This is a genomic window from Bradyrhizobium sp., assembly GCF_049512235.1.
Lineage (GTDB): Bacteria > Pseudomonadota > Alphaproteobacteria > Rhizobiales > Xanthobacteraceae > Bradyrhizobium.
On sequence record NZ_JBEKXH010000059.1, the window covers coordinates 1 to 21,401 of the forward strand.

The 21,401-nt window shown below is 63.0% G+C and carries 20 protein-coding genes and 1 pseudogene; 11 read left to right on the top strand and 10 right to left on the bottom strand.

Going from position 1 to position 21,401, the window contains the following annotated elements; all coding sequences use genetic code 11:
* A partial coding sequence (locus ABSG20_RS08120; RefSeq protein WP_423863980.1) for an aliphatic sulfonate ABC transporter substrate-binding protein occupies positions 1-953 on the top strand: 953 nt, incomplete at its 5' end.
* Positions 954-1,093: 140 nt separating this feature from the next.
* Here the strand turns inward: ABSG20_RS08120 and ABSG20_RS08125 are convergent.
* Entirely contained in the window at positions 1,094-1,978 is an 885-nt protein-coding gene (locus ABSG20_RS08125) for an ABC transporter substrate-binding protein (protein ID WP_423863981.1), read from the bottom strand.
* 125 nt (positions 1,979-2,103) lie between these two features.
* On the opposite strand from ABSG20_RS08125, the gene ABSG20_RS08130 reads away from it, so the two are divergent.
* From ABSG20_RS08130 to ABSG20_RS08140, 3 genes are read left to right on the top strand one after another with little or no spacing between them, the layout of a single operon-like run.
* Positions 2,104-3,168 (top strand): ABC transporter substrate-binding protein, encoded by a 1,065-nt coding sequence (locus tag ABSG20_RS08130; protein WP_423863982.1) that lies wholly within the window; start codon positions 2,104-2,106, stop codon positions 3,166-3,168.
* Positions 3,169-3,187: 19 nt separating this feature from the next.
* Positions 3,188-4,306 (top strand): LLM class flavin-dependent oxidoreductase, encoded by a 1,119-nt coding sequence (locus tag ABSG20_RS08135; RefSeq protein WP_423863983.1) that lies wholly within the window; start codon positions 3,188-3,190, stop codon positions 4,304-4,306.
* A 2-nt stretch (positions 4,307-4,308) separates the two neighbouring features.
* The gene (locus ABSG20_RS08140; protein WP_423863984.1) at positions 4,309-5,259 is read left to right on the top strand and encodes an aliphatic sulfonate ABC transporter substrate-binding protein; all 951 of its coding nucleotides are present in this window, start codon (positions 4,309-4,311) and stop codon (positions 5,257-5,259) included.
* A 149-nt stretch (positions 5,260-5,408) separates the two neighbouring features.
* Here the strand turns inward: ABSG20_RS08140 and ABSG20_RS08145 are convergent, their stop codons facing one another.
* From ABSG20_RS08145 to ABSG20_RS08155, 3 genes are read right to left on the bottom strand one after another with little or no spacing between them, the layout of a single operon-like run.
* Positions 5,409-6,203 (bottom strand): ABC transporter ATP-binding protein, encoded by a 795-nt coding sequence (locus ABSG20_RS08145; RefSeq protein ID WP_423863997.1) that lies wholly within the window; start codon positions 6,201-6,203, stop codon positions 5,409-5,411.
* The gene (locus ABSG20_RS08150; protein ID WP_423863985.1) at positions 6,200-7,003 is read right to left on the bottom strand and encodes an ABC transporter permease; all 804 of its coding nucleotides are present in this window, start codon (positions 7,001-7,003) and stop codon (positions 6,200-6,202) included. The genes ABSG20_RS08145 and ABSG20_RS08150 overlap by 4 nt, the downstream gene beginning before the upstream one ends.
* Before the next feature lie 3 nt (positions 7,004-7,006).
* Positions 7,007-8,416, bottom strand: a complete 1,410-nt coding sequence (locus ABSG20_RS08155; RefSeq protein WP_423863986.1) for an ABC transporter substrate-binding protein — start codon at positions 8,414-8,416, stop codon at positions 7,007-7,009.
* Positions 8,417-8,995: 579 nt separating this feature from the next.
* Here ABSG20_RS08155 and ABSG20_RS08160 point away from each other — a divergent pair.
* The gene (locus ABSG20_RS08160; RefSeq protein ID WP_423863987.1) at positions 8,996-9,688 is read left to right on the top strand and encodes a Crp/Fnr family transcriptional regulator; all 693 of its coding nucleotides are present in this window, start codon (positions 8,996-8,998) and stop codon (positions 9,686-9,688) included.
* On the opposite strand, the gene ABSG20_RS08165 is transcribed toward ABSG20_RS08160, so the two are convergent.
* The 5 genes from ABSG20_RS08165 to ABSG20_RS08185 form a co-directional block, all read right to left on the bottom strand.
* Positions 9,685-10,647 (bottom strand): HEAT repeat domain-containing protein, encoded by a 963-nt coding sequence (locus tag ABSG20_RS08165; protein ID WP_423863988.1) that lies wholly within the window; start codon positions 10,645-10,647, stop codon positions 9,685-9,687. The two genes, ABSG20_RS08160 and ABSG20_RS08165, sit on opposite strands and share 4 nt — an antisense overlap.
* 1 nt (position 10,648) lies before the next feature.
* Entirely contained in the window at positions 10,649-10,882 is a 234-nt protein-coding gene (locus tag ABSG20_RS08170) for a 4Fe-4S dicluster domain-containing protein (protein WP_423863989.1), read from the bottom strand.
* A gap of 16 nt (positions 10,883-10,898) precedes the next feature.
* Positions 10,899-12,635: a fumarate reductase/succinate dehydrogenase flavoprotein subunit gene (locus ABSG20_RS08175; protein WP_423863990.1), complete on the bottom strand. Its 1,737-nt coding sequence runs from the start codon at positions 12,633-12,635 to the stop codon at positions 10,899-10,901.
* Complete coding sequence (locus ABSG20_RS08180) at positions 12,628-12,927, bottom strand: DUF971 domain-containing protein (RefSeq protein WP_423863991.1); 300 nt, start codon at positions 12,925-12,927, stop codon at positions 12,628-12,630. Before ABSG20_RS08180 ends, ABSG20_RS08175 begins: the two co-directional genes overlap by 8 nt.
* Positions 12,928-13,073: 146 nt before the next feature.
* Positions 13,074-14,264 (bottom strand): LLM class flavin-dependent oxidoreductase, encoded by a 1,191-nt coding sequence (locus ABSG20_RS08185; RefSeq protein WP_423863998.1) that lies wholly within the window; start codon positions 14,262-14,264, stop codon positions 13,074-13,076.
* Positions 14,265-14,502: 238 nt separating this feature from the next.
* Here ABSG20_RS08185 and ABSG20_RS08190 point away from each other — a divergent pair, with 238 nt between their 5' ends.
* From ABSG20_RS08190 to ABSG20_RS08215, 6 genes and pseudogenes are all read left to right on the top strand, one after another.
* Positions 14,503-15,489, top strand: a complete 987-nt coding sequence (locus ABSG20_RS08190) for an ABC transporter permease (protein ID WP_423863992.1) — start codon at positions 14,503-14,505, stop codon at positions 15,487-15,489.
* A complete protein-coding gene (locus tag ABSG20_RS08195; RefSeq protein ID WP_423863993.1) occupies positions 15,489-16,475 on the top strand; it encodes an ABC transporter permease in 987 nt (328 codons plus the stop codon). The genes ABSG20_RS08190 and ABSG20_RS08195 overlap by 1 nt, the downstream gene beginning before the upstream one ends.
* Complete coding sequence (locus ABSG20_RS08200; RefSeq protein ID WP_423863994.1) at positions 16,475-17,470, top strand: ABC transporter ATP-binding protein; 996 nt, start codon at positions 16,475-16,477, stop codon at positions 17,468-17,470. The genes ABSG20_RS08195 and ABSG20_RS08200 overlap by 1 nt, the downstream gene beginning before the upstream one ends.
* Complete coding sequence (locus ABSG20_RS08205) at positions 17,448-18,458, top strand: ABC transporter ATP-binding protein (protein WP_423863995.1); 1,011 nt, start codon at positions 17,448-17,450, stop codon at positions 18,456-18,458. The genes ABSG20_RS08200 and ABSG20_RS08205 overlap by 23 nt, the downstream gene beginning before the upstream one ends.
* A pseudogene (locus ABSG20_RS08210) lies at positions 18,455-18,922 on the top strand (ABC transporter substrate-binding protein); the annotation flags it as partial. The gene ABSG20_RS08205 and the pseudogene ABSG20_RS08210, both read left to right, overlap by 4 nt.
* Positions 18,923-19,058: 136 nt before the next feature.
* Entirely contained in the window at positions 19,059-20,057 is a 999-nt protein-coding gene (locus ABSG20_RS08215; protein WP_423863999.1) for an ABC transporter substrate-binding protein, read from the top strand.
* A gap of 81 nt (positions 20,058-20,138) precedes the next feature.
* On the opposite strand, the gene ABSG20_RS08220 is transcribed toward ABSG20_RS08215, so the two are convergent.
* Positions 20,139-21,401 (bottom strand): ABC transporter substrate-binding protein (locus ABSG20_RS08220; RefSeq protein ID WP_423863996.1); only part of this gene is annotated, 1,263 nt, incomplete at its 5' end.

Consider the following 21,401-nt stretch of genomic DNA (forward strand, 5'->3'; position numbering starts at 1 on the left):
CCCTATCGGCCATTGGACTCATCGCGGCCATGGCGACCGCGGTGCCGAACCCGGCCGTTGCGCAGACGCCAGCCGATCAAATTCGCATCGGCTATCAGAAATCCTCGACTTTGACGGCGATCCTGAAGGCCAACGGCGAACTCGAAAAAGCCCTGGCTCCGCTCGGCGTGCGCGTGTCGTGGCACGAGTTCACCAGCGGTCTGCCGCTATTGGAAGCGATCAACACCGGCAACATCGATTTCGGCGCGGATGTGGCCGATACCGTGCCACTGTTCGCGCAAGCCGCCGGCGCCAAGCTCGCCTACATTGCCGAGGAGGCGGCATCGCCCTCGGCTCAGGCCATCCTGGTCGGCGCGGACTCGTCCATCAAAACGCTGGCCGATCTCAAGGGAAAGAAAGTCGCGGTCACCAAGGGCGCGGGCAGCCATTTCCTGCTGCTGGCGGCGCTCGCCAAATCCGGTCTCAGCTTCAAGGACATCTCGCCGGCCTATCTGACACCGGCCGATGGCCGCGCCGCCTTCATCGGCGGCAATGTCGATGCCTGGGTGGCCTGGGATCCCTTCCTGACCAGCACCAGGCGCCAATCCAATGCGCGGGTGCTCGCCGACGGCAGCAACGGACTTGCCAGCTACAAGCGCTACTATTTGTCGTCCGCCGCCTTTGCCGACCGGCGCGGCGATGTCCTCAATGTCATCTTCGACAAGCTCGACGAAACTGGAAAATGGGTAAAGGCCCATCCGCAGGAGGCCGCGACCTTGTTGGCCGGTCTCTGGGGCATTGATGCGCCGACGGTGGAAGAAGCGAACAGCCACCGCTCCTACCGGATTGGCGCAGTCACGCCAACCGGCCTGTCCGAACAGCAAAGTATCGCCGATGCCTTCTTCGCGGAAGGACTGCTCCCGGTCAAGGTCAACGCCGGCGACGCCAAGATCTGGACGCCGAAGTGGCAATAGCTGCGGCGAGCGTTGTTGTAGTCCATCCATGTAGGGGCGCGGCCCTTGTGGCCGCCCTCACGCCTCAGGCTCCGATCGGGCGATGAAGCACGAGGGCACGTTCCCCCTACGCCGTCGACAGCGGATCAGCCGCTTCGTGATCAGGCCGCCTTATCGAACTTGACCGGCCGCGGCAGCGTGGCGTCGCGAATATCGATCTGGCGCGGCAGCAAACCGAACCGATAAAACAGGTCGGCCACGCGTTGCTGATCGGCAACGAAGGCGTCGTCCACCACCTTCAGCCCCCATGGGCGCTTGCCAATGTGGGCTTCCCATTCGGCCGCCGTGAGAGGTCCTCCTGAGGCGCGGGCGAGAATAGCTGCCGCCTCGGCCGGACGGGCCGCAATCCAGCGATCGGTTTCATCAAGGGCTCCCGCCACGATCCCGATCAGCTCCGGATTGCGTTCGGCGAAGTCGCGCCTCGCAAAGAACACCGAGGGATTGGCCACGAGATCGCCGGTGTTGGCAATCGCCCGGAATTGCCCGGCGTCATCGCGCAATCCGCCGCCGGATACCCAGGCATCGATGTCGCCGGCCAGCAGCGCCTGCCGCGACTCAGGTTCGGTCAGGTCGAGCGGCACGATGTCGTTCCAACCCAGCCCCGCGCGGTCGAGCGCTGTCGCCAGCAGCGCCTGCAGCCACGAGCCGATCCCCAGCGACACCGTCTTGCCGGCAAGGCCCGGCACCGATTTCACCGCACTGTCGCTGCGCACGAAGATGCCGCCGACAGGTCGCGCTTCCGAGGTCGCGATATAGACCAGCGGAACGCCCTTGGCCTGGGCCGCGATCGGCGGCGTCAATCCGGTGCCGCCGATCTGGATCAGGTTGGCGCCGATATATTCGACGGTGCGGGCACCTGCGGCAATCCGCAACCACTCGACGCCGGCGCCGTGACCGGAGACGCGTTGCTCAAGCAGCCCATTCTGACTGAGCACAACAAGGGATGGATTGTTGGCGTGCACGCCGACCCGAAGAATAAAAGACATTCTGACCCTCCTGAAAACAACAAGATCATTTCAAACTTGTCGCCGCCTATTTTTTCCATCGTTCTCACACCAGCGATGGTCTATTGAGATGATAGCTGGTTCCTTCCGTCATACAGGAGTTTGCGATGAGTGTAACGGCGCAACCCTCGCGGCAAGATGACTTTGCAAAATCATTCTCCGTCAGCGAACTATGGTACACGCGTTGTCCTGTGCCGACTGCATCCGGCATCGCACTTGATCTCGGCCTGCTCCGCGACGAATTTGCAAAGTCGGGCATCGGGCTTCGATCCATCCGTGACTCCGACGATCCACGCGTCAACATCTCGCATTTCGATCATTCGCTGCCGGGGCTATTCCGGGAGGGCGGCAACATTCCGGCGATCTGGGCAAGATCGGAAGGACGTGACACGGTTGTGGTCGCACTGACCTGGATCGACGAATTCCAGGCCATCTTGGTTCGGCCGGACTCCGGCATCGTCTCACTGTCGGACCTCAGGCATCGCAAAATCGGGCTGCCGCTCCAACGAGGCCAGCGCGTCGACTTTGCACGCGCGATGGCGTTGCGCGGAATCGATTCGTCGCTTGCTCTGGGCGGCCTTTCGCTCGACGATGTCGAATTGGTCGACGTGACGAGCGAGCAGCGATCATTTGCGGCATCTTCGGGGGTCGCCAACGGACGCTTCCACGAACTGGAAAGCGACGCCTTGCTTCATGGCGAGGTTGACGCAATTTACGTCAAGGGAGCGCCGGGGCTCGGCACGGCCCGGGGCCGCGGCCTGCGTATCTTGCTTGACCTTGCCGACCAGGCCGATCCGCTGCTGCGGGTCAACAACGGCAATCCGCGGCCGGTCACGGTAGATCGCCGCACGGCGCTTGAGCGTCCCGACCTCGTGGCGCGCTATCTCGCCGTGCTGCTCGGAGCGGCCGACTGGGCAAGCAACCATCCCGAGGGCGTGTTCTCGATCATTGGCCACGAAGTCGGACGTTCTGCCGATGAGGCCCGCGCGGCTTACGGCGAAAATGCGCACCGTCATTTCGGTCTGGATCTGTCAGAGATCCGGCGGCAGGGCCTCGCGAGCCAGAAGGACTTTCTGCTTCGGCACGGATTTATCAGCCGCGACTTTGATGTCGAGAGCTGGATTGATCCGGCGCCGCTGAAGCTCGCCCACGAGCTCTTGCACGAGAGCTAATGCCGACAGGACGATCATCATGGAAATTTATTGGTATCTGATTCCGCAGGACGGTCCCTATCCCTGGGCCGAAAAGGGCCGCCGCGCCATCGACTTCGACTATCTGGCGCAGATCGCGCGCGCGGTCGATCATCTCGGCTATACCGGCGCGCTGCTGGCGACAGGCGGCGGCGAGCATGACGCTTGGGTGCTGGGGTCTTCGCTGATCCCGCTCACCAAACGCATGAAATTCATCATCGCGGTGCATCCGGGCATTGTAGCACCCCTGATGCTGGCCCAGAAGGCTGCGACCTTTGATCAGTTCTCGGACGGCCGTTTGATCCTCAACATGGTGACCGGCGAGAACCGCCAGATGCCGCCATACGGGATCGAACTCGAACATGACGAACGCTACGCCCTGACCGACGAATATTGGGGCATCTGGCGGCGGCTGATGTCCGGCGAAGTGGTCGATTTCGAGGGAAAATATCTCAAGCTGCGCGGCGCCCAGCTCAAACTGCCGGCCCTGCAGAAGCCCTATCCGAAGCTGTTCTTCGGCGGATCATCGGACCCGGCTCTGACGGTCGCAGCAAGGCACGCCGATACGTACCTGACCTGGGGCGAACCGCCGCCGCTCGCGGCCGAGAAAATTCAGCGGGTGCGCGAACGCGCCAGGGCGCTCGGCCGCAACGTCAAGTTCGGCATCCGGCTCAACCTGATTGTGCGCGAGACCCGCGAGGAAGCGTGGGACGCCGCGCAATGGCTACTCGATCGGATGGATGACGCCGCCGTGGCGGGAGCTCAGGCCCGCAACCGGGCATCGGATTCGGTCGGTCAGAAGCGCATGTCGGAGATCGTCGGAGGCCGCAAACCCGCGCGCGCCCGTGACCTCGAAATCTATCCCGATCTCTGGGCCGGCTTCGGCCTGGTTCGCAACGGCCCGGGAACGGCCATCGTCGGCGATCCCGAAACCGTCGCGACCCGGATATTGGAATACCGCGATATCGGTTTCGATACATTCATCGTGTCGGGCCAGCCGCTGCTCGAGGAGACCTATCGGGTCGCGGACCTGCTGCTGCCGCTGCTCCCGTTTGAGCGAGACTGCCGGCCCTCGGAAAAGCTCCAGATCGGGCCCTACTTCAACGCTGCAAGAGGCTAGCGATGTCGCTTTCCAAATTATTGCGGGTGATCACCGGCTTAACCCTGCTGGGAATGAGCGTCGCCTCCGCGGCCGAGCCGCAGACGCTCCGGATCGGCTATCTGCGCGGGCCCGAACCGCTCTCGATCAGCCGGCTGCGCGGCACGCTGGAACTGCGGCTGGCTGCGAAAAACATCGAGGTCGTATGGTCGGGGCCGTTCAACGCCTATGCCCCGGCGGCAGAGGCGCTAAGTGCCGATTCGATCGACATCACCGTCGGCAGTTCGAGCGCGGCGTTGACCTCGATTGTCGGCACGGCACCGATCTCCCTGTTCGCCTATCAATGGGACGCGGGCGACTCCTCCGGTATCGTCGTCAAGAACGGTTCCCCGATCAAAGACGTCGCCGATCTCGCCGGCCATACCGTCGCGGTCAACCGCGGTGGTACCGGCGACTATCAACTTACCAAGGCGCTCGAAAAGGCCGGCGTTGCGTCGGATTCGGTCAAACGGGCCTACCTCACGCCGGTGGATTCATCCGCAGCCTTCATCAACGGCCATGTCGATGCGTGGTCGGCATGGAGCATCTTCTTTCCGACCGCGATCCTGGAACAGGACGCGCGCGTGATCGCGATCGCGAAGGATTTCGGATCGCAAAATGCGGTGGTCTATGCGGTGCGGACGCCGTTCGCTACGGCACATCCGGACATTCTGAAGGACATCGTTGCGGAACTCCAGGAGTCGGCACGGTGGGCGCAGACCCACCGTGACGAGGTCGCAAGACTCTGGGTTGCGGAACTGAAGCTGAGCCCGGCGGTGGCGACCCGGGTCGCAAGCTACGAGATCAGCGAACCGGTGCCGGTCGGCGAGAAGGAGCTGACCGCGCTCGAGAGCCTGAACGACTGGCTTGTCGGCAGCAAACTGCTTCCCAAGCCCGCTCCGATCAAGGAGCACATCGTTCCGGTTTCGCCATAATCGCCGCGGCGCGATCCTGGGTGATGCGGCCACGATCCGCGCCGCGAACCTGCGCGGTCAATACCATGAACGGCACGACAGCAGTTGGAACGGGCATTGGCTGATGCAGCGCGTGTCGCCGCGTTGAATCAAAAGCCGCCTTCGGTTCGTCAAGCACGACAATGGAGCGCGCGGTCGGGCTTTTTCAAGAGATCGAGAAAGTGTCGCTTCAGTCGCACAAACTCCATATCCGTGACCAACTCGATGTGGCGCGGCCTCCCAAAGGGCAGCCGAATGTCTTCGATGATCTGGCCGGGTCTCGCGCTCATCATGATGACCCTGTCGGCCAGGAACAGCGCCTCATCGATGTCATGCGTGACAAAGACGGTCGTGGTTGGAATCCTGGTCCAGATATCGAGCAGCACTTCATGCATCATCGCGCGCGTCTGGGCATCGAGCGCTCCGAACGGCTCGTCCATCAGCAGCACCCGCGGCTGATTGATCAGGACTCGCGCGATCTCGACCCGCTGCTGCATCCCGCCGGAAAGCTGCGACGGATAGAACGACTCAAATCCCGCCAGACCGACCAGCCTCAGAATATCGTCGGCCGCGCGCTGTCGCACCGCCTTGTCAACGCCACGCATTTTCGGACCGAACGCCACATTGTCACGGACTTTCTTCCAGGGGAACAGCGTATGCTGCTGGAACACGATGCCGCGGTCGGGGCTCGGTCCTGAAACCTGCTCGCCATCGACGGTCAATTTCCCCTTGCTGATGCCAAGGTGCCCTGCCAGCGCGCCTAACAACGTCGATTTGCCGCAGCCGGATGGTCCGAGAATGCAGACCAGTTCGCCGGGTGCCACTGAGAATTCCAGTTCACGCACCGCTTCGAACGTGTCGGCGCCCCGCCCCAGCGAAATCGATACGTCACTGACTTCGATGCGCCCCGAGCCCGGCGCCGTCATCGCGCGATGGTCGGCCGCCGCCACGGCATCAGCAGCCGTCCCAGCGTCGTCAGAAGCCAGCTGCTGCCCATCCCGAACAGGCCGATCAGCAGCATCCCGACCACGATGTCGGCGTAGTTCTGCAGCGTATAGGCTTCCCATGTGTAATATCCGATGCCGAATTGTCCGGAGATCATTTCCGCGGTGACGAGGCAGAACCACGATGTGCCCATGCCGATCGCCAGTCCGGTCACGATGCTGGGTGCGGCGCCCGGTAGCACGATTTCCAGCAGGATCGCGGCGGGTGTGCCGCCGAGACTGCGTGCCGATGCCGTCAATCGTTGATCGACATTGGCTACCCCGTGCACCGTATTGAGAACGATGGGAAACAGCGCGCCCACGAAGGTAATGAAAATCATCGAAAGTTCGGACGAGGGAAACATCAGGATCGACAGCGGGATCCAGGCCACCGCGGGGATCGGGCGCAACAGTTCCAGCGGTGGCAGCAACAGATCGCTCGCCGCGCGGGACCGCCCGATGGCAAAGCCGAGCACGATGCCCGACAATGCGGCCGCGCCGTAGCCGGCGAACACCCGCCAAAGGCTGCTGACCAGATGCGCATACAATTTGGGCGAATGCATCAACTGGAGCAGCGATTGCGCGACCTCGGTCGGCGGCGGCACATTTCGGAAGGTCAGGATTCCCAGGTTCAGCCGTTGCGACGATGCGAGCTGCCACATCGCGACACAGAAAAGGATCGATCCCAGGCGAACCAGCAGCCGGGGGCCTAACGATTGCTCTGGTCCAGCTGACCCCGCCATCGGTCAGCGGCTCGCCGTGACGGCCTCGCGCGCGCCGGCATAATCAACCACCTGGCCGCCATGGTCCTCGGACCACTTCTTCGCCGAGGATTTCAGCAGAAAGGCGCTCAACTCACCATTCGCGGTGCGCACGAACCAGGCCAACGGCGCCAACAGCTTGATACCGGTCTCGCGATCCTGGGCATAGACGGCGCGGGCACTCTTGCTCTCCTTCTCAAGCAAAGCCAGCGCCCTCAACGCGGCTTCGGGAGAGCCATAATGGCGTACCAACGGCTCGCCCTTCACCCATATCTGCGCGACGCGGCTGAAATCGGTGATCGGCAAACCTGTGGTCGCATCTTTTGCGGTAAGCGGCAGCTGGGCATAGTTCTTCAATTCGGCATCATAATCACGCCCGGCTTGCACGAATGCAGCGCGGATATACGTATCGGTCACGAACTGGTTGATGTCGAGATCGCTGTCGGTGCGCTTCAACAGCTTCAGTGTTGCAATGGAGGTCTGCACCGCCTCGCGGTACTCCGGCTTCCAGGTCAGACCGCGCGTCTGCAGGCCGAGCGGACCGTGAAACAGATAATTCACCTCGGCTTCGATGCCGGTCGCCTGCGCGATCAACTCGCTGATTTTTTCCGGCTCGGCCGCGGCCAGACCGTCGGCTTCCAACGCGGCACGCAGATAGGCGACGACGATCTCGGGATACTTCTCCGCATATTCCGCATCGACCAGCGCGCCGTGGAATGTGGGGGTGTCCGCCTGCGCACCGTCGAATATTTTTCGGGCAAACCCGCGCCAGGGAAACAATTCGGCGAACGGCACGAAGTCCGCATGCGCCTCGATCTTGCCGGCCTGCAGAGCCGGACCCGCCACCTCGGGCGGCTGCGCAATAATGTTGGCGTCGGTTTCCGGGTTCCATCCCTGCGCCTTGATCGCGCGTAGCAGCATGCCATGTGCGGTCGATGCGAACGGTACGGATATCGTCTTGCCCTTGAGGTCCGCAAGCGACTGCACCGGTGAATCCAGGGGAACGACGATACCGTTGCCGCTGCCCTTGGTGCTGCCCGACAGCGGCGTGATGAAGAGGCTGCGGCGACCTGCCTTCTGGAAGGCGACGCCGTTGAGCGAGCCGGGAAAATCGGCCATGGCGCCGAAATCGAGCTTGCCGGCGACCATTTCGTTGGTGACCGGCGCGCCGCTGGTGAAATTCTTCCACTGGATGTCGTAACTGACGTCCTTGTACTTGCCGTCATGCGGCAGATACTTGTCGAGCAGTTTCAGTTCGCGGATCAGAAGGCCGCCGGTCGCACAATTGATGGTCGTGTCCTGGGTTCCGATCGCTACGCGTATCGTCTCCGCCTTGGCCGCGCTGGCAAACGCCAATGCCAGCGCCATCGCACCCGCGAGCCTGAAATGCATCATCGTTCGTTCCTGCAAACGTAACGGCCGGAAGCCGCCCGGCTACCAGCCGATCCAATGAAAACCACCATCAAAACTAGTCTGCTGGTGTTGCCGGACTGAAGCAATTACTTGCGCGAGATTGCTTTTCGGCGGCGCGCGGAGCTGTAGCGCACGAATTGCTGTGCGGTCGGGTTGCTGCGTCCATCGGCGCCAGAGAAGGAATTTCTCGTCGGCATGCCTCTTGCAGGTTAAACGCATGCATACGTGGCGGTTCACCGCATGGAGTGTTCCAAGTCGTGTTTGAATCGCTCCAATGGATGGACTCTGGATTACCGCCGCCCTTAGCTTGGGGCAAATTGCTGGCGCGGCAACAGATGAATGGCGGAAATGACACGTCTCAAATCGATTCCCGAGAGTCAACGAACCGCCCGTTTTGACGCTGCGGATGCAGCACCCCACGCGGATTGGAAGAGTACCGGCCCATCTCGCGATGCGTCGGCACGTCAATTGCGGCGTCGCGCCGCGACCGCCCCGGTCCGAACGGGGCTGCAGGCGGTGCGGTCGCCTTCGCAGGACTCCGCCTCCAGTTCGGCACTGTTCATGAGCGAATCGATCGATGAATTGAATATCGGCGCGCACTTCCTCGACCGACTTTCCAGCGGGGAGAAAACCGAGATCCGGGGTCTCGGACGCCAGATCTCGGTTCCGCAGGGAGAGGCTGTGTTCACGCAGGGTGATCCCCATCAGGGCATCTTCATCATCGAGCGCGGCCAGGTCAGGGTTTTTTATACCGCGCCGTCCGGACGCGAAATCACCCTCGCCTACTGGACTCCCGGCCATTTCATCGGGGGGCCGGAGGTGTCCGGCGGCGGCAGCCATATCTGGTCCGGGATCGCCATCGAGGATTGTGACATTACCCTGCTGCCGAGTGCCACACTCCAGAAGCTCGTGACGCAAATGCCGACCTTTGCCCTCGCCCTCATCGACGGCCTCGTCGCCAAAGGCAAGTGCTACTCGTCGATGGCGCAGATGCTCGGGACACGCTCGGTGATCGAGCGGCTCGCGCAGTATCTCCTGAACCTCTCGGAACTGTACGGAGTTGTCGACGGAGACGCTGTCGTCATCAACCGCAAGGTGACCCATGACCAAATCGCGGCGATGGTGGGATCGACCCGCCAATGGGTCACGATGATGCTGAAGCGTTTCCAGGCCAAGCGCATCGTATCGGTTGAGGGCAGCATCATCCGGATCGAGCGGCCCAACCTGCTCGAACAGATCCTGTTCAAGGACTAGTCGGCCCCGATCCGGCCAACCGCCCAGGCGATCGTCTTGCGGACGTCCGGATCGGGATCTGCGACCCGCGCGGCAAGGGCGTCGCGGGCGCTGATATCGGCGATATCGCCGAGCGCAGCGGCCGCCTCCTTGCGCAACGATGCCAATTCATCGTCGAGCACGGCGACGATGTCGGGGACGGCGTCGCGGGCTTTGAGCTTGCCCAAGCTCTGCAGCGCTTTTTGCCTGACCTGCCAGTAAGGATCGCGCAGTACGCCAACGACGGCGCTCGAACTTGCGTGCTGACCGATCCGGCCGATGGCCTCCGCCGCCTCGGCCCTGACCTGCCATTCGCTGTCGGCAAGGGCTTCGGACGCGGCTTGGGCCGCGGCCGCGTTTCGCGCGAAGGAGAACGCATTGACCGCCGCCAGTCGCACCGAGGGATCCGCATCCCGCGCCGCGCCGATCAAGGACGGCAGCGTCTCGATCATCTTGAGATAACCGATCACACCGACAGCCTGTACACGAACCCTGGCATTATCGTCGGCGAGGGCAGCCACCGCCGGACCCAACGCGGCAGCGACGCGAAGCGCCTTCAGGGCGCGGAACACCGCCTCCCGGACCATCGCCGAAGGATGCGGCGCAAGTGGCAGCAAAAGCTCGGCGGCTTCGGGATCGCGGATATCCGACAGGCTATCAGCCGCGGCGCTGGCGACCTCCCGATCCGGATCGAGCAATCCCCGCAACAATGCCCGCACCACCTCGAGGCCGCCAAAATCCGCAAGCGCGCGAACGGCCTGCAGCCTGACCTCGGCCGCCCCATCCGAGACCGCCGAGACAAGATGACCGGCGGCCTCAAAGCTCGCCGTCTCCGCCAGTTCGATGACCGCGAGCCGCCGCACCGAGGCATCGGGGCTTGCGAGGCCCTCGGCCAACTCCGCAACATCGCCAAAGCTCTCGAACGGTTCGGACGCGGGCATATCAGCGCAGCAGGTAGGGGATATTGACGGTGACCGCGCCGGTGGGACAATCGGTCTCGCAGGGCATGCAATACCAGCACTCGTCATATTTCATATAGGCCTTGCCGGTGAGGTCGCTGATCCGCAAGACGTCGAGCGGACAGACGTCCACGCAGACGGTGCAGCCCTTGTCGGCGATGCATTTGGTGTCGTCCACAATGACGGGAACGGTCGACGGTGCAAGCGCGAGTGGCATCAAATTGTCTCCTGGATCAGGCTTGCTTGCGAATGCGCTGACGGTCATAGGCCGTCCGTTCGGAGGCCTCGATCGGAACGATATAGGGCGCGACTGGACGCTTCTCCGCGGTCATGCGCCCATCCTGCTTTCTCAGGATGCTGTGGCAGAACCAGTCGTCATCGTTCTTTTCTGGATAATCCACGCGCTGATGATACAGGCCCCAGCGGCTCTCGGTACGGAACAGCGAGGCAAATGCCGCCATATCTGCGCAATCCAGGATGGATGACACCTCCAGCGCGCGCATCAGTTCATGGGCATCGCGCGCAATCATCCGCTGTTCGAGATCTTCGCGCAGTTCGGCGAACCTGGCCTGGCCGATCCGCATCTTCGCCGTCACTTTCGGCGGCTGCAGATAGTCGTTCACAATGCGCCGCGTCTTGTATTCGAGCTGATTGGGCGGAATGCCGTCTTCGCGCAGCGTTGGAGCGAGAACGCGGGTCCGTTCGCGGGCCACGTCTTCTTCATCATAGTCGGGCAGCGCGACAGCGGCGGTGTAATCGATCGCGTGTTCGCCCGCGACGGCGCCGTTGGTGAAAGCCCCCAGCATGTAGTTGTGCGGCACGCTCGCCATGTCGCCGGCGGCATAAAGACCCGGCACCGTGGTGCGCGCGAATTCATCGACGAATACGCCGGAGGCGCTATGACCGGAACAGAAGCCGATTTCGGAAATATGCATCTCGATCATGCGTTCGCGATAGTTGGTGCCGCGATTGGCGTGAAATCGTCCGCGCGACGGCCGTTCGACCTGGTGCAGCACCGCCTCGATCTTCCCGACCGTGTCGCTGTGCAGATGATTAAGTTTCAGGAAAACGGGACCCTTGCCGGATTGCAGTTCGTTGTAGAATTCCTGCATCATCTGGCCCGACCAGTAGTCGCATTCGATGAAGCGGTTGCCTTCGCTATTGGCGGTGTAGGCCCCGAACGGCCCCGCCACATAGGCGCAGGCCGGTCCATTATAGTCCTTGATCAGCGGGTTGATCTGGTAGCATTCGAGGTTCGCAAGGCCGGCGCCGGCGTGATAGGCCATGGCATAGCCATCTCCTGAATTGGTCGCATTCTCATAAGTGCCCCAGAGATAGCCAGAATGCGGCAGGCCGAGGCGGCCGGCGGCGCCCAAGCAGAGAATGACGGCCTTGGCCCTCAGTACCAGCAATTCCGCGGTCCGCGTGTTCACCGCGATCGCGCCCGCGATCCGTCCGTCGCTCGACGTCAACAGCCGCGTCGCCATATAGCGGTTCGAAATCAGCACCCGCTCACGGCGCAACTGCCTGTACAGGGCTTTTTTGACCGTGTCGCCATTCGGCATCGGCAATACGTAAGAGCCGAGGTGATGCACCTTCTTGACGTCGAAATCGCCGTTCTCGTTCTTCTGGAACTTGATCCCGAAGCCGTCCAATTCCCTGATGATATCGAAGCAGCGTGAGGCGTATTTGTAGACCGGCGCCTGATCGCAGATGCCGTCATTCGCGATCGTTATTTCCTTGGTGTATTGCTCGGGCGTCGCATAGCCGGGCACCACCGCGTTGTTCAAGCCATCCATGCCCATGGCGATGGCGCCCGAGCGCTTCACGTTGGCCTTTTCGAGCAGGACCACGCGCGCCCCGGGATTGCGGCGCTTGGCCTTGTAGGCCGCCATCGGACCGGCCGTGCCGCCGCCGATAACCAGCACGTCGCATTGCGTTTCCGACAGGCCTTGCCTGATTTCATCCATGGTCGCTCTCAAGCCCGGCCAGTTCGCGCAAATAGGGGAACGGATAGATGCCCCGGTCATGCCCATCGGAGAAAAACAGCCGCAACGCGTAGTTCCCGATCGGCTCGACCGCCTCAACGCACAGATCGGGTTCGACCGACAATTCGACGCCGTCGGCCTGCCGGCGTATCTCGCTGGCTGCGCGGCTCGCGCGGCGCAGCGCCACGGCGCCGAGACTGCTCACCGACCCATCGGACCACGTGATGGCCAAGGCGGTCTGGCGCTCGATCAGCGCAACATGGCTGGGCTGCATGTGACTTCCATGAATTTGCGCCGCCCTTATAGATCGCGCCGCAGCGGCCGGGCTCGCAATAAATTGCTTTCTTATTCAGCCCGCTCTCATTCGCCAGCCTTTCGGCACGCCCGGCTCGGTGCCAGCGATGCAACCGAACGGTCTGTCTAGGCCTCGACCTTGAGGCGCAGGCCGGCCTGCTCCATCAGCGGGATGACCCGCTCACCGAAGAACTGCAGATCAGGCTGAAAGTCAAAAAAGCTCAGCTGCAGCCCGTCGATTCCGGCTTTTCTAAGTTGCAGGAACTGATCCACCACCTGCTCAGGCGTGCCGATCACCTCGATATTGCCGCCGATTGCCCGCCGTTTTGCGGCATCGACGCCGACACGGCCCTTCCAGGCCTGCGCGTCGCTGTCGAGATTTTGCATACTGGCCAGGGGATCGATGTGGTCAACGATGGCATCGTGATATTGCCAGGTCTCCCGTTCGGTCTCGCGGCAGATCACCATCGGATTGATCAGCGTGCGAACCTGGCGGCCGACATCGATCGCCGCCCGCTTGACCCGCTCGGTGTGCGCCGGAAGAACGCCGATGGCATCGTTGAAGGCCGATCCGCCCGGGCTAGTGATGAAGACGATGTCGGAATAGCGGCCGGCAAATGCGATCCCCGCATCCGACCCGGTGGCGTTCACCAGGGTGGGACGGCCGAACCGCGGCTTTGGGGTAACGAAGGCATTGCTGAGGCGCCATGGCGACTCTCCTGCGAAGGAGAAATTGTCACCGTCGCTCCACAGCCGCTGTAGCACCTCGATGAACTCGGCCGCGAGTTCGTAACGCCGATCATGCTCGATCCGGTTCCAGCCGAACGCTTCGTGTTCGACCGCGCGGTGGCCCGTGACGACGTTGATGCCCCAACGCCCGTTCGAGATGTGATCGAGCGTCGCGCCATATTTGGCCAGATGCAGCGGATGCAGCGGGCCGTACAGGACATGGATCGTGGAGATCAGCATGATCTTCGAGGTCAGCCCGGCCAGCGATGCCGTGGTGATGAAGGAGTCGAGCGCCTGGCCGGAAAACACACCGCCATAGCCACCCTTTGGCAGCCATTGCGACAGCGCGAACACCAGATCGAACCCGAGGGCCTCGGCGCGCAATGTCAGATCGCGATTGTAGTCGAAAGTCCAGGTAGTCGACCGCGGCAAGGTCGACGCGCTCCAGCCTCCCGCCTGAATCGGCAGGAACAGACCGAGCAGAAGCGGCTGCCGCAGCGCTTTCGCCAGCGGGCTGTCGGCGAAGGACGCAGGACTCGGAAACACCGGCGATCCCACCAGGCTGCCGGGCTTGTGGGAGATCGTCATGGCCACCCCGAACTCTTTTTGATTCTCGACCGCGTCGATCACACTGCAGCATTCACCGGGCCGCGCAACTTCAAATGACGTCTTCGTGTTTTGCGAATGACACCGAATGCTTTGACGTTGACTTGGTCTACCGATCTTGTCAACTACATGTAAGCAGCTGCGCTGCAACGATCTTTTGTACTGGCACGATGTGCAATCAACCGTTTTGTTCTGATGTTTGCCCAAGGTTTGAAAACATATGTCGAGTGTCGGACGCGTGGCGAAAACTTTCCGTCGTACCGCCTTGCAGGCGATACCGACCGTCGTCGGCATCGTGATCATCAATTTTCTCTTGCTGCGGCTGGCGCCCGGAGACGCCGCCGACGTGCTGGCCGGAGAATCCGGTTCCGCAACGATCGAAACGTTGGCCGCCCTGCGCGCGCGCTTCGGCCTCGATCAGCCGGTGGTCGTTCAACTGATCGCCTATCTCGACAACCTCGCGCATTTCAGTCTTGGCTTTTCGCCGCGCTACAATCTACCGGTCGCCGACATTATCGCGCAGCGTCTGCCGGGCACCGTCGCGCTGATGCTGACGGCGCTGGTGATCGCGGTCGTCGTTGGTGTCGCGCTCGGCATCATCATGGCGTCCTTTGCCGGCCGCTGGCCGGATCGATTGCTCTCGGTTTTCGCCATTCTGTTCTATTCGATCCCTGGCTTCTGGGTCGGCCTGATGTTGATCGTGCTGTTCTCCGTCAAGCTAGGCTGGTTGCCGAGCGGCGGATCCGAGACGATCGGAGCCGGCAAGACAGGACTGGCCGGACTGCTCGATCGGCTGCGCTACATGATCCTGCCGGCGACGTCGCTGGCGCTGTTTTACGTGGCGATCTATGCGCGGCTCGCGCGCGCCGCGATGCTTGAGGCCCTGACCCAGGACTATGTGCGCACCGCGTCCGCCAAGGGACTGTCGCCGCTCGCGATCACGCTACGCCACGTACTGCGAAATGCGCTGCTGCCGGTGACGACGCTTGCCGGCATGCACCTCGGCGGCCTGCTCGGCGGTGCCGTTGTGGTCGAAACCGTCTACAGCTGGCCCGGTCTCGGCCGGCTGGCGTTCGAAGCCGTGATGAGCCGCGACTTCAGCATTCTGCTCGGGGTGCTGCTGCTTTCCTCGCTGCTGGTGATCATCGCCAACATGATTGTCGACCTGGTGCAAGCCTGGCTCGACCCGCGAATTGAGGTGCGCTGATGGACGACGGCCCCTGGCCTCACCCCTCGCAAGGCGCGGCTCGTTCCGCCGCGACTGTGCTGCAGCCGCAGGCCGCTGGCGTTGGCGATTGGACCAATGTCCATACGCCCGACGCGCGCAGCGCATCCGCGGCAACCGCCATGATCGCAGCGCCCCGGGCGCTGCGCACATTTCTAAGAAGTCCGACAGCCATGGCGGGATTCGTCATCCTCTTGTCGATGGTTGTCGCCGCAATCCTCGCGCCCGTCCTATACCCCGGCGATCCGCTGTCGATGGTGGCGCGACCGCTGCTGTGGCCGGGGCAGAACAGCGCGTTCCCGCTTGGCACCGATTCGCTCGGCCGCGATATCGCCGCGGGACTGCTGCACGGCGCCCGGGTTTCGCTGCTGGTCGGGGCCGCAGCAACACTGATCGGACTGACGCTCGGCATCCTGGTCGGCTCGATCGCCGGTTATCATGGCGGCTGGATTGATGACGTCATGGTCCGCCTGATCGAATTGTTTCAGACCATCCCGAGCTTCATCCTGCTCATCGTCCTGGTGTCGATTGCTCAGCCCTCCATCCCGACGGTGATCTGGGCGATCGGCCTGATTACCTGGCCGACCATCGCCCGGCTGGTCCGAGCCGAATTCCGCTCGCTTCGCGAGAAGGAGTTCGTGCTGGCCGCGCGAAGTCTCGGATATGGTCATGCGCGGATCATCTTCCGCGAAATCCTGCCCAACGCTCTGCCGCCGATCATCGTCACCTCCTCGGTGATGGTCGCCTCCGCAATCCTGATGGAGTCCGCCTTGTCGTTCCTCGGGCTCGGCGATCCCAATGCCGTTAGCTGGGGCAGCATGATCGGCGCCGGGCGCGAATTGCTGCGCACGGCATGGTACCTCACGGCGCTGCCCGGGCTCGTGATTGTGCTGGCGGTGCTGTCGCTCAATCTGATCGGCGATGGATTGAACGACGCTCTCAACCCTCGCTTCAGCGGAGATCGCTGATGGCAAGCCCCTTGCTGGAGGTCAGGGATCTGACCATCAGCTTCGCGGACAGTTCGCCGGTGCGTAACCTCGACTTCGTGGTCCGGCAGGGCGAGACCGTCGCGATTGTCGGCGAGTCCGGTTCAGGCAAGTCCTTGACCGCCCTGGCCTCGATGCGCTTGCTGCCGAAAACCGCCAGCATCAGCAGCGGCTCGATCCATTTTGCCGGCCAGGATCTGCTCGGATTGTCCGAACGCGCCATGCGCGAACGCCGCGGCCGCGATATTGCGATGATCTTTCAGGAGCCGATGACGTCGCTCAATCCGGTACTCACCATCGGCAGGCAGATCGGCGAGACGCTGCGGCTGCATCGCGGACTGTCGGCGCGGCAGGCCCGCAAACGTGCGATCGAGATGCTCGATCTCGTTCGGATTCCAGAACCCGCCAAGCGGGTCGACGATTACCCCCACCGGCTCTCCGGTGGCATGCGCCAGCGCGTCATGATCGCAATCGCGGTCGCATGCGAGCCGCAGCTCCTGATCGCCGACGAACCGACCACCGCCCTCGACGTCACCATCCAGGCCCAGGTGCTGGAATTGCTGGATCGCTTGCGGCGCGACCTGTCGCTCGGCCTGCTGCTGATCACCCACGATCTCGGCGTGGTCGGGCAATGGGCCGACCGGGTGGTGGTGATGTATGCCGGACGAAAGGTCGAGGAGGCCCTGCCCGACGAACTGTTCGCCAACCCGCTGCATCCCTACACCCGGGGCCTGCTCGCGGCGTCGCCGCGGCTGGCGAGCAACCTGCATTATCGGGAAGCGGCGCTGACAGAAATACCCGGCAACATTGCCTCGGCGTTGCGCGAACCGGGCTGCCCGTTCGTGCCGCGCTGCCCCGTCGCCGTGTACGCCTGCCGCGGCGGATTTCCGCAACTTGTGTTGCCGTCGCCAGGCCGGCTGGTCGCCTGCCCGATCGCCGTGAAGGAGCCATCTCATGGCGCTGCTGTCGGTATCTGAGCTCAAGGCCACCTACGCGTCGGGCGGCCATGTCGTCCATGCGGTCGATGGCGTATCGTTCGAGATCAATCCCGGCGAGACGGTCGGCCTCGTCGGCGAATCCGGCTGCGGAAAATCCACCTTGGGCAAGACGATTCTGCGCCTGGTCGAGCCGAAGTCAGGCCAGATCCGGTTCGACGGCGTGGATCTCGCAGGTCTCTCCGGCCATCGGCTGCGCGCGCAGCGTCGTCGCCTGCAGATGGTTTTTCAGGATCCCTTTGCTTCGCTCAATCCGCGCCACACGATCGGCGAGATTCTGGCGACGCCGCTGAAGGTTCACCGTCTCGGGCGCCGCGAGGATCGGAGCCGCCGCGTCGAGGACATGCTCGGGCGCGTGGGCCTTCCGCCGACCGCCGTCGCGCGCTATCCGCACGAATTCTCCGGGGGCCAGCGGCAACGCCTCGGCATTGCTCGCGCCTTGATCCTGGGGCCGGAGCTGCTGATCTGCGACGAGCCGGTGTCCGCGCTCGATCTCTCGATCCAGGCCCAGATTCTCAACCTGCTGGCGGCCATGAAGCGGGAGTTCAAACTCTCGCTGCTGTTCATCTCCCATGATCTATCGGTGGTCCGCTATTTCGCGGACCGGGTGCTGGTGATGTATCTTGGACGCATCGTCGAAACCGGCTCGCACCAGCAGATCTGGCAACGACCGCTTCACCCCTACACCAGGGCGCTGATCGACGCGGTGCCGAATCCGGCGCGGCGACGTTATGCGGCGCCGCTGGCGGGCGACCTGCCGACCGCGGGCAACCTGCCGCGCGGCTGTCGTTTCCAACCGCGCTGCCCACTCGCAACCAGCCTCTGCGCAGAACAGGATCCGCCGCTCCGCGAGGCCGGCGATGGCCGGAGCGTTGCCTGTCATCACGCTGACGTGCAGACAACAGCTCCGCTGACGTCCTCGGGGGCCCGCCATGGCAGCGGTAACGGCCATTCCAGGAGTGCGCAATGAGCGGCACACTGTTCTCTGGCCGCGAGTTCGACAGACGACGCGTGCTGCATTCCGGCGCCGGACTGCTTGCCCTGCTCGCGCCGGCCAGAGCGCGGGCGCAACCCCGGCGCGGCGGCACCCTCACGGTCGCGACCCAAGGCGAGCCGCGAACGCTGGTTCCCCTGCTCGATACCAACACGCAAACGCGCAATATCAGCACCAAGATCGTCGAAGGATTGCTGACCTACGACCGCCAGTTCACCCCGCAGCCGCTGCTGGCCACCGCCTGGACCGTCAGCGCCGACGGGCTGGCATACACCTTCACCCTTCGTCGCGGCGTGACGTGGCACGACGGCCGTGAGTTCACCGCGGAGGACGTCCAGTTCTCGCTCTTGACACTACAGAAACATGGCCCGCGTGGCCGGATCAGTTTTGCGGCGATCAATCGCGTCGAAACGCCGGACCCGCACACGGCGATCGTCAGGCTGTCGAAGCCGACGCCCTATTTCCTGAAGGCCCTGTCGGCGGCGGAGTCCCCCATCGTCCCGAAACACGCCCTATCCATCGGACGATATCGGCGCCAGCCCCAACAACAATGCACCTGTCGGTTCCGGGCCATTCATCTTCGGGGAATGGAAGCGGGACAGCTACATTCGGCTGCGCCGGAATCCGAACTACTGGCGACCGGATCGGCCCTACCTCGATGGCGTGGTCGTCAAATTCGTCGGCGACGCCGCGGCGGCTTCCACCGCCCTCGAGACCGGCGAGGCCGACGTCAGCGGCTTCGTAGCGCTGCCTGACCTTGAGCGCCTGAGCCAGAACGAGAAGCTCGTCGTCGCGTCCGAGCGCGATGCGTACCTCAATAACGCCGAGGTGCTGGAGTTCAATCTGGATAACCCGAACCTGGCCAGGCGCGAGGTTCGCCATGCCATCGCCCATGCCATCGATCGCGATTTCATCCGGCAGTGGATCTATTATGGCCGCGCCGAGCCGATCGAATCGCCGATTCCGGCCGTCCTCTCCACCTACTACGATCCCACCAGCTTCAGGTTCGGCTTCGACGTCAAGCAGGCCAACCGGCTGCTCGACGAGGCCGGCATCTTGCGCGGCGGCGACGGCAACCGCTTTTCGCTGCGCCTCACCTTCATCCCCGGCGCGGCATTCAAGAAGACGGCCGAATTCATCCGCCAGGCGTTGTCGCGCATCGGAATCAAGGTGGACGTGATTGAGGGCGACCTCGGCACCTTCATCAAGAGCGTCTATTACGATCGCAGCTTCGACCTCAACGTCAATGGTCTCGGTCTTCTGTTCGATCCGACCGTCGGCGTCCAACGGATCTACTGGTCGGACGGCATCAGGCACCCGCTGCCCTATGTCAACGCCGCCCACTACGACAATCCCGCGGTCGACGACCTCTTCCGTCGTGCCAGCGTCGAGATCGACGAGAGCAGCCGGGCCGCGCAGTTCAAGCAGATCCAGAACATCGTCGGCCAGGACCTGCCGGCGTTCCCATTGGTAGCGTTGCAGACCGTCACGGTGAGCAACCGCCAGGTCCACGACCTCTATAACAGCGTCGATCTCACCGCCGGGGATTTTTCCGATACCTGGCTTGATCCCTAAGCCAAGACGAAAGCATGGTTGCCGCGCCGTCAACTCCGCAGCCACGGGGATGGTTGGTGAAAAGGCCCCATCTTGGCAGCGTCACGGCTTGCCCGCCACGCGGGGATCGATCCAGAGATCGGCGAAGCTGCCGGTCAGCCCCTCCGCACCAGGCGCGAAGTTCCGGACCTTCCTGTTGGCGACGATAACCCCGGCCGGCGCGACCAGATCGACCGCCCCAACATCGTCGTGGATGATCTGCTGGAATTTCCACCAGATCTCCCGGCGCCGGACTTCATCGGGCTCGATGGCGGCGGCCTCGAGCAGTTGGTCCACCTCCGGATTGCTGTAGTGCGCCGCATTCGAGAACGGCAAGCCGAGCTTGAAGTTCTTCGACCAGTAGGCGCGCTGGACCCCGAGCGTGGGATCGAAGGTATTGGAGAGACTCTCAATGGTCAGATCGAACGCGCGGTCGCGATAGACGACGGTCAGGTATGTCGCGAGGTCGAAGCGCTGGATTTCGATGTCGAGGCCGATCCGCCGCAGCGAGTTTCGGATGAAGTCGGAGAAGCTGGCCGGAAGGAACGGATTCTGGGTCAGGCGCAGCCGGGTGCGGATGCCGCTGCCATCCGGCTTCAGGCCTGCCTCGTCGAGTAACAGTCCGGCGGCCTTCACATCAAACGGCCAGGCCTTGACGTTCGGATTGTAGAATTTGGGCAGCACGGTGCTCACCGGCGAAGGCGAGATCTGGCCGTATCCGAAATAGACGATATCGAGCAGCGCCTTCAGATCGATCGCCTGCGCGACTGCCAGCCGAACCCTGCGATCCCTGAGGATCGGGTTGTCGAGATTGAAGAACAGCTGCGTCTGCGGCCCGGAATAGGCATAGGTTGTGGTATCCACCGTCAGCTTGTTGTCGGCCTTCAGCCGGTCGATGTCGCCATAGGGAACGGGGGCGGTACCGATATCGATCTCGCCGGTTTCGAGTGCTGCGGCGCGTGCCGCCGGATCGAGAATGACCTTGAGCACGATCCGGTCGACATAAGGTTTCGGCGCGTCCCAATAATTCGGATTTCTGACGAAGACGAGATGGCTTCCGGGGACCCACTCCTTGAGAATGAAGGGCCCCGTGCCGATCGTCTGCGCCAGACTGGGCTGCTCCTCCGGCTTGAACGTCTCATAGATGTGCTTCGGCACGATCGGCGATTCGGCCCCCGCAAGCGCCGAGATCAGGAAGGGCGCCGGCTTGGTCAGCACGATCACGGCCGTGAGCGGATCTGGTGTCTGGACGGCCTCCACATTGGCGAAGGTGATCCGGCCGCGCGGATGCGCGACTTTCAGCCGCAGGATTGAGAACGCGACGTC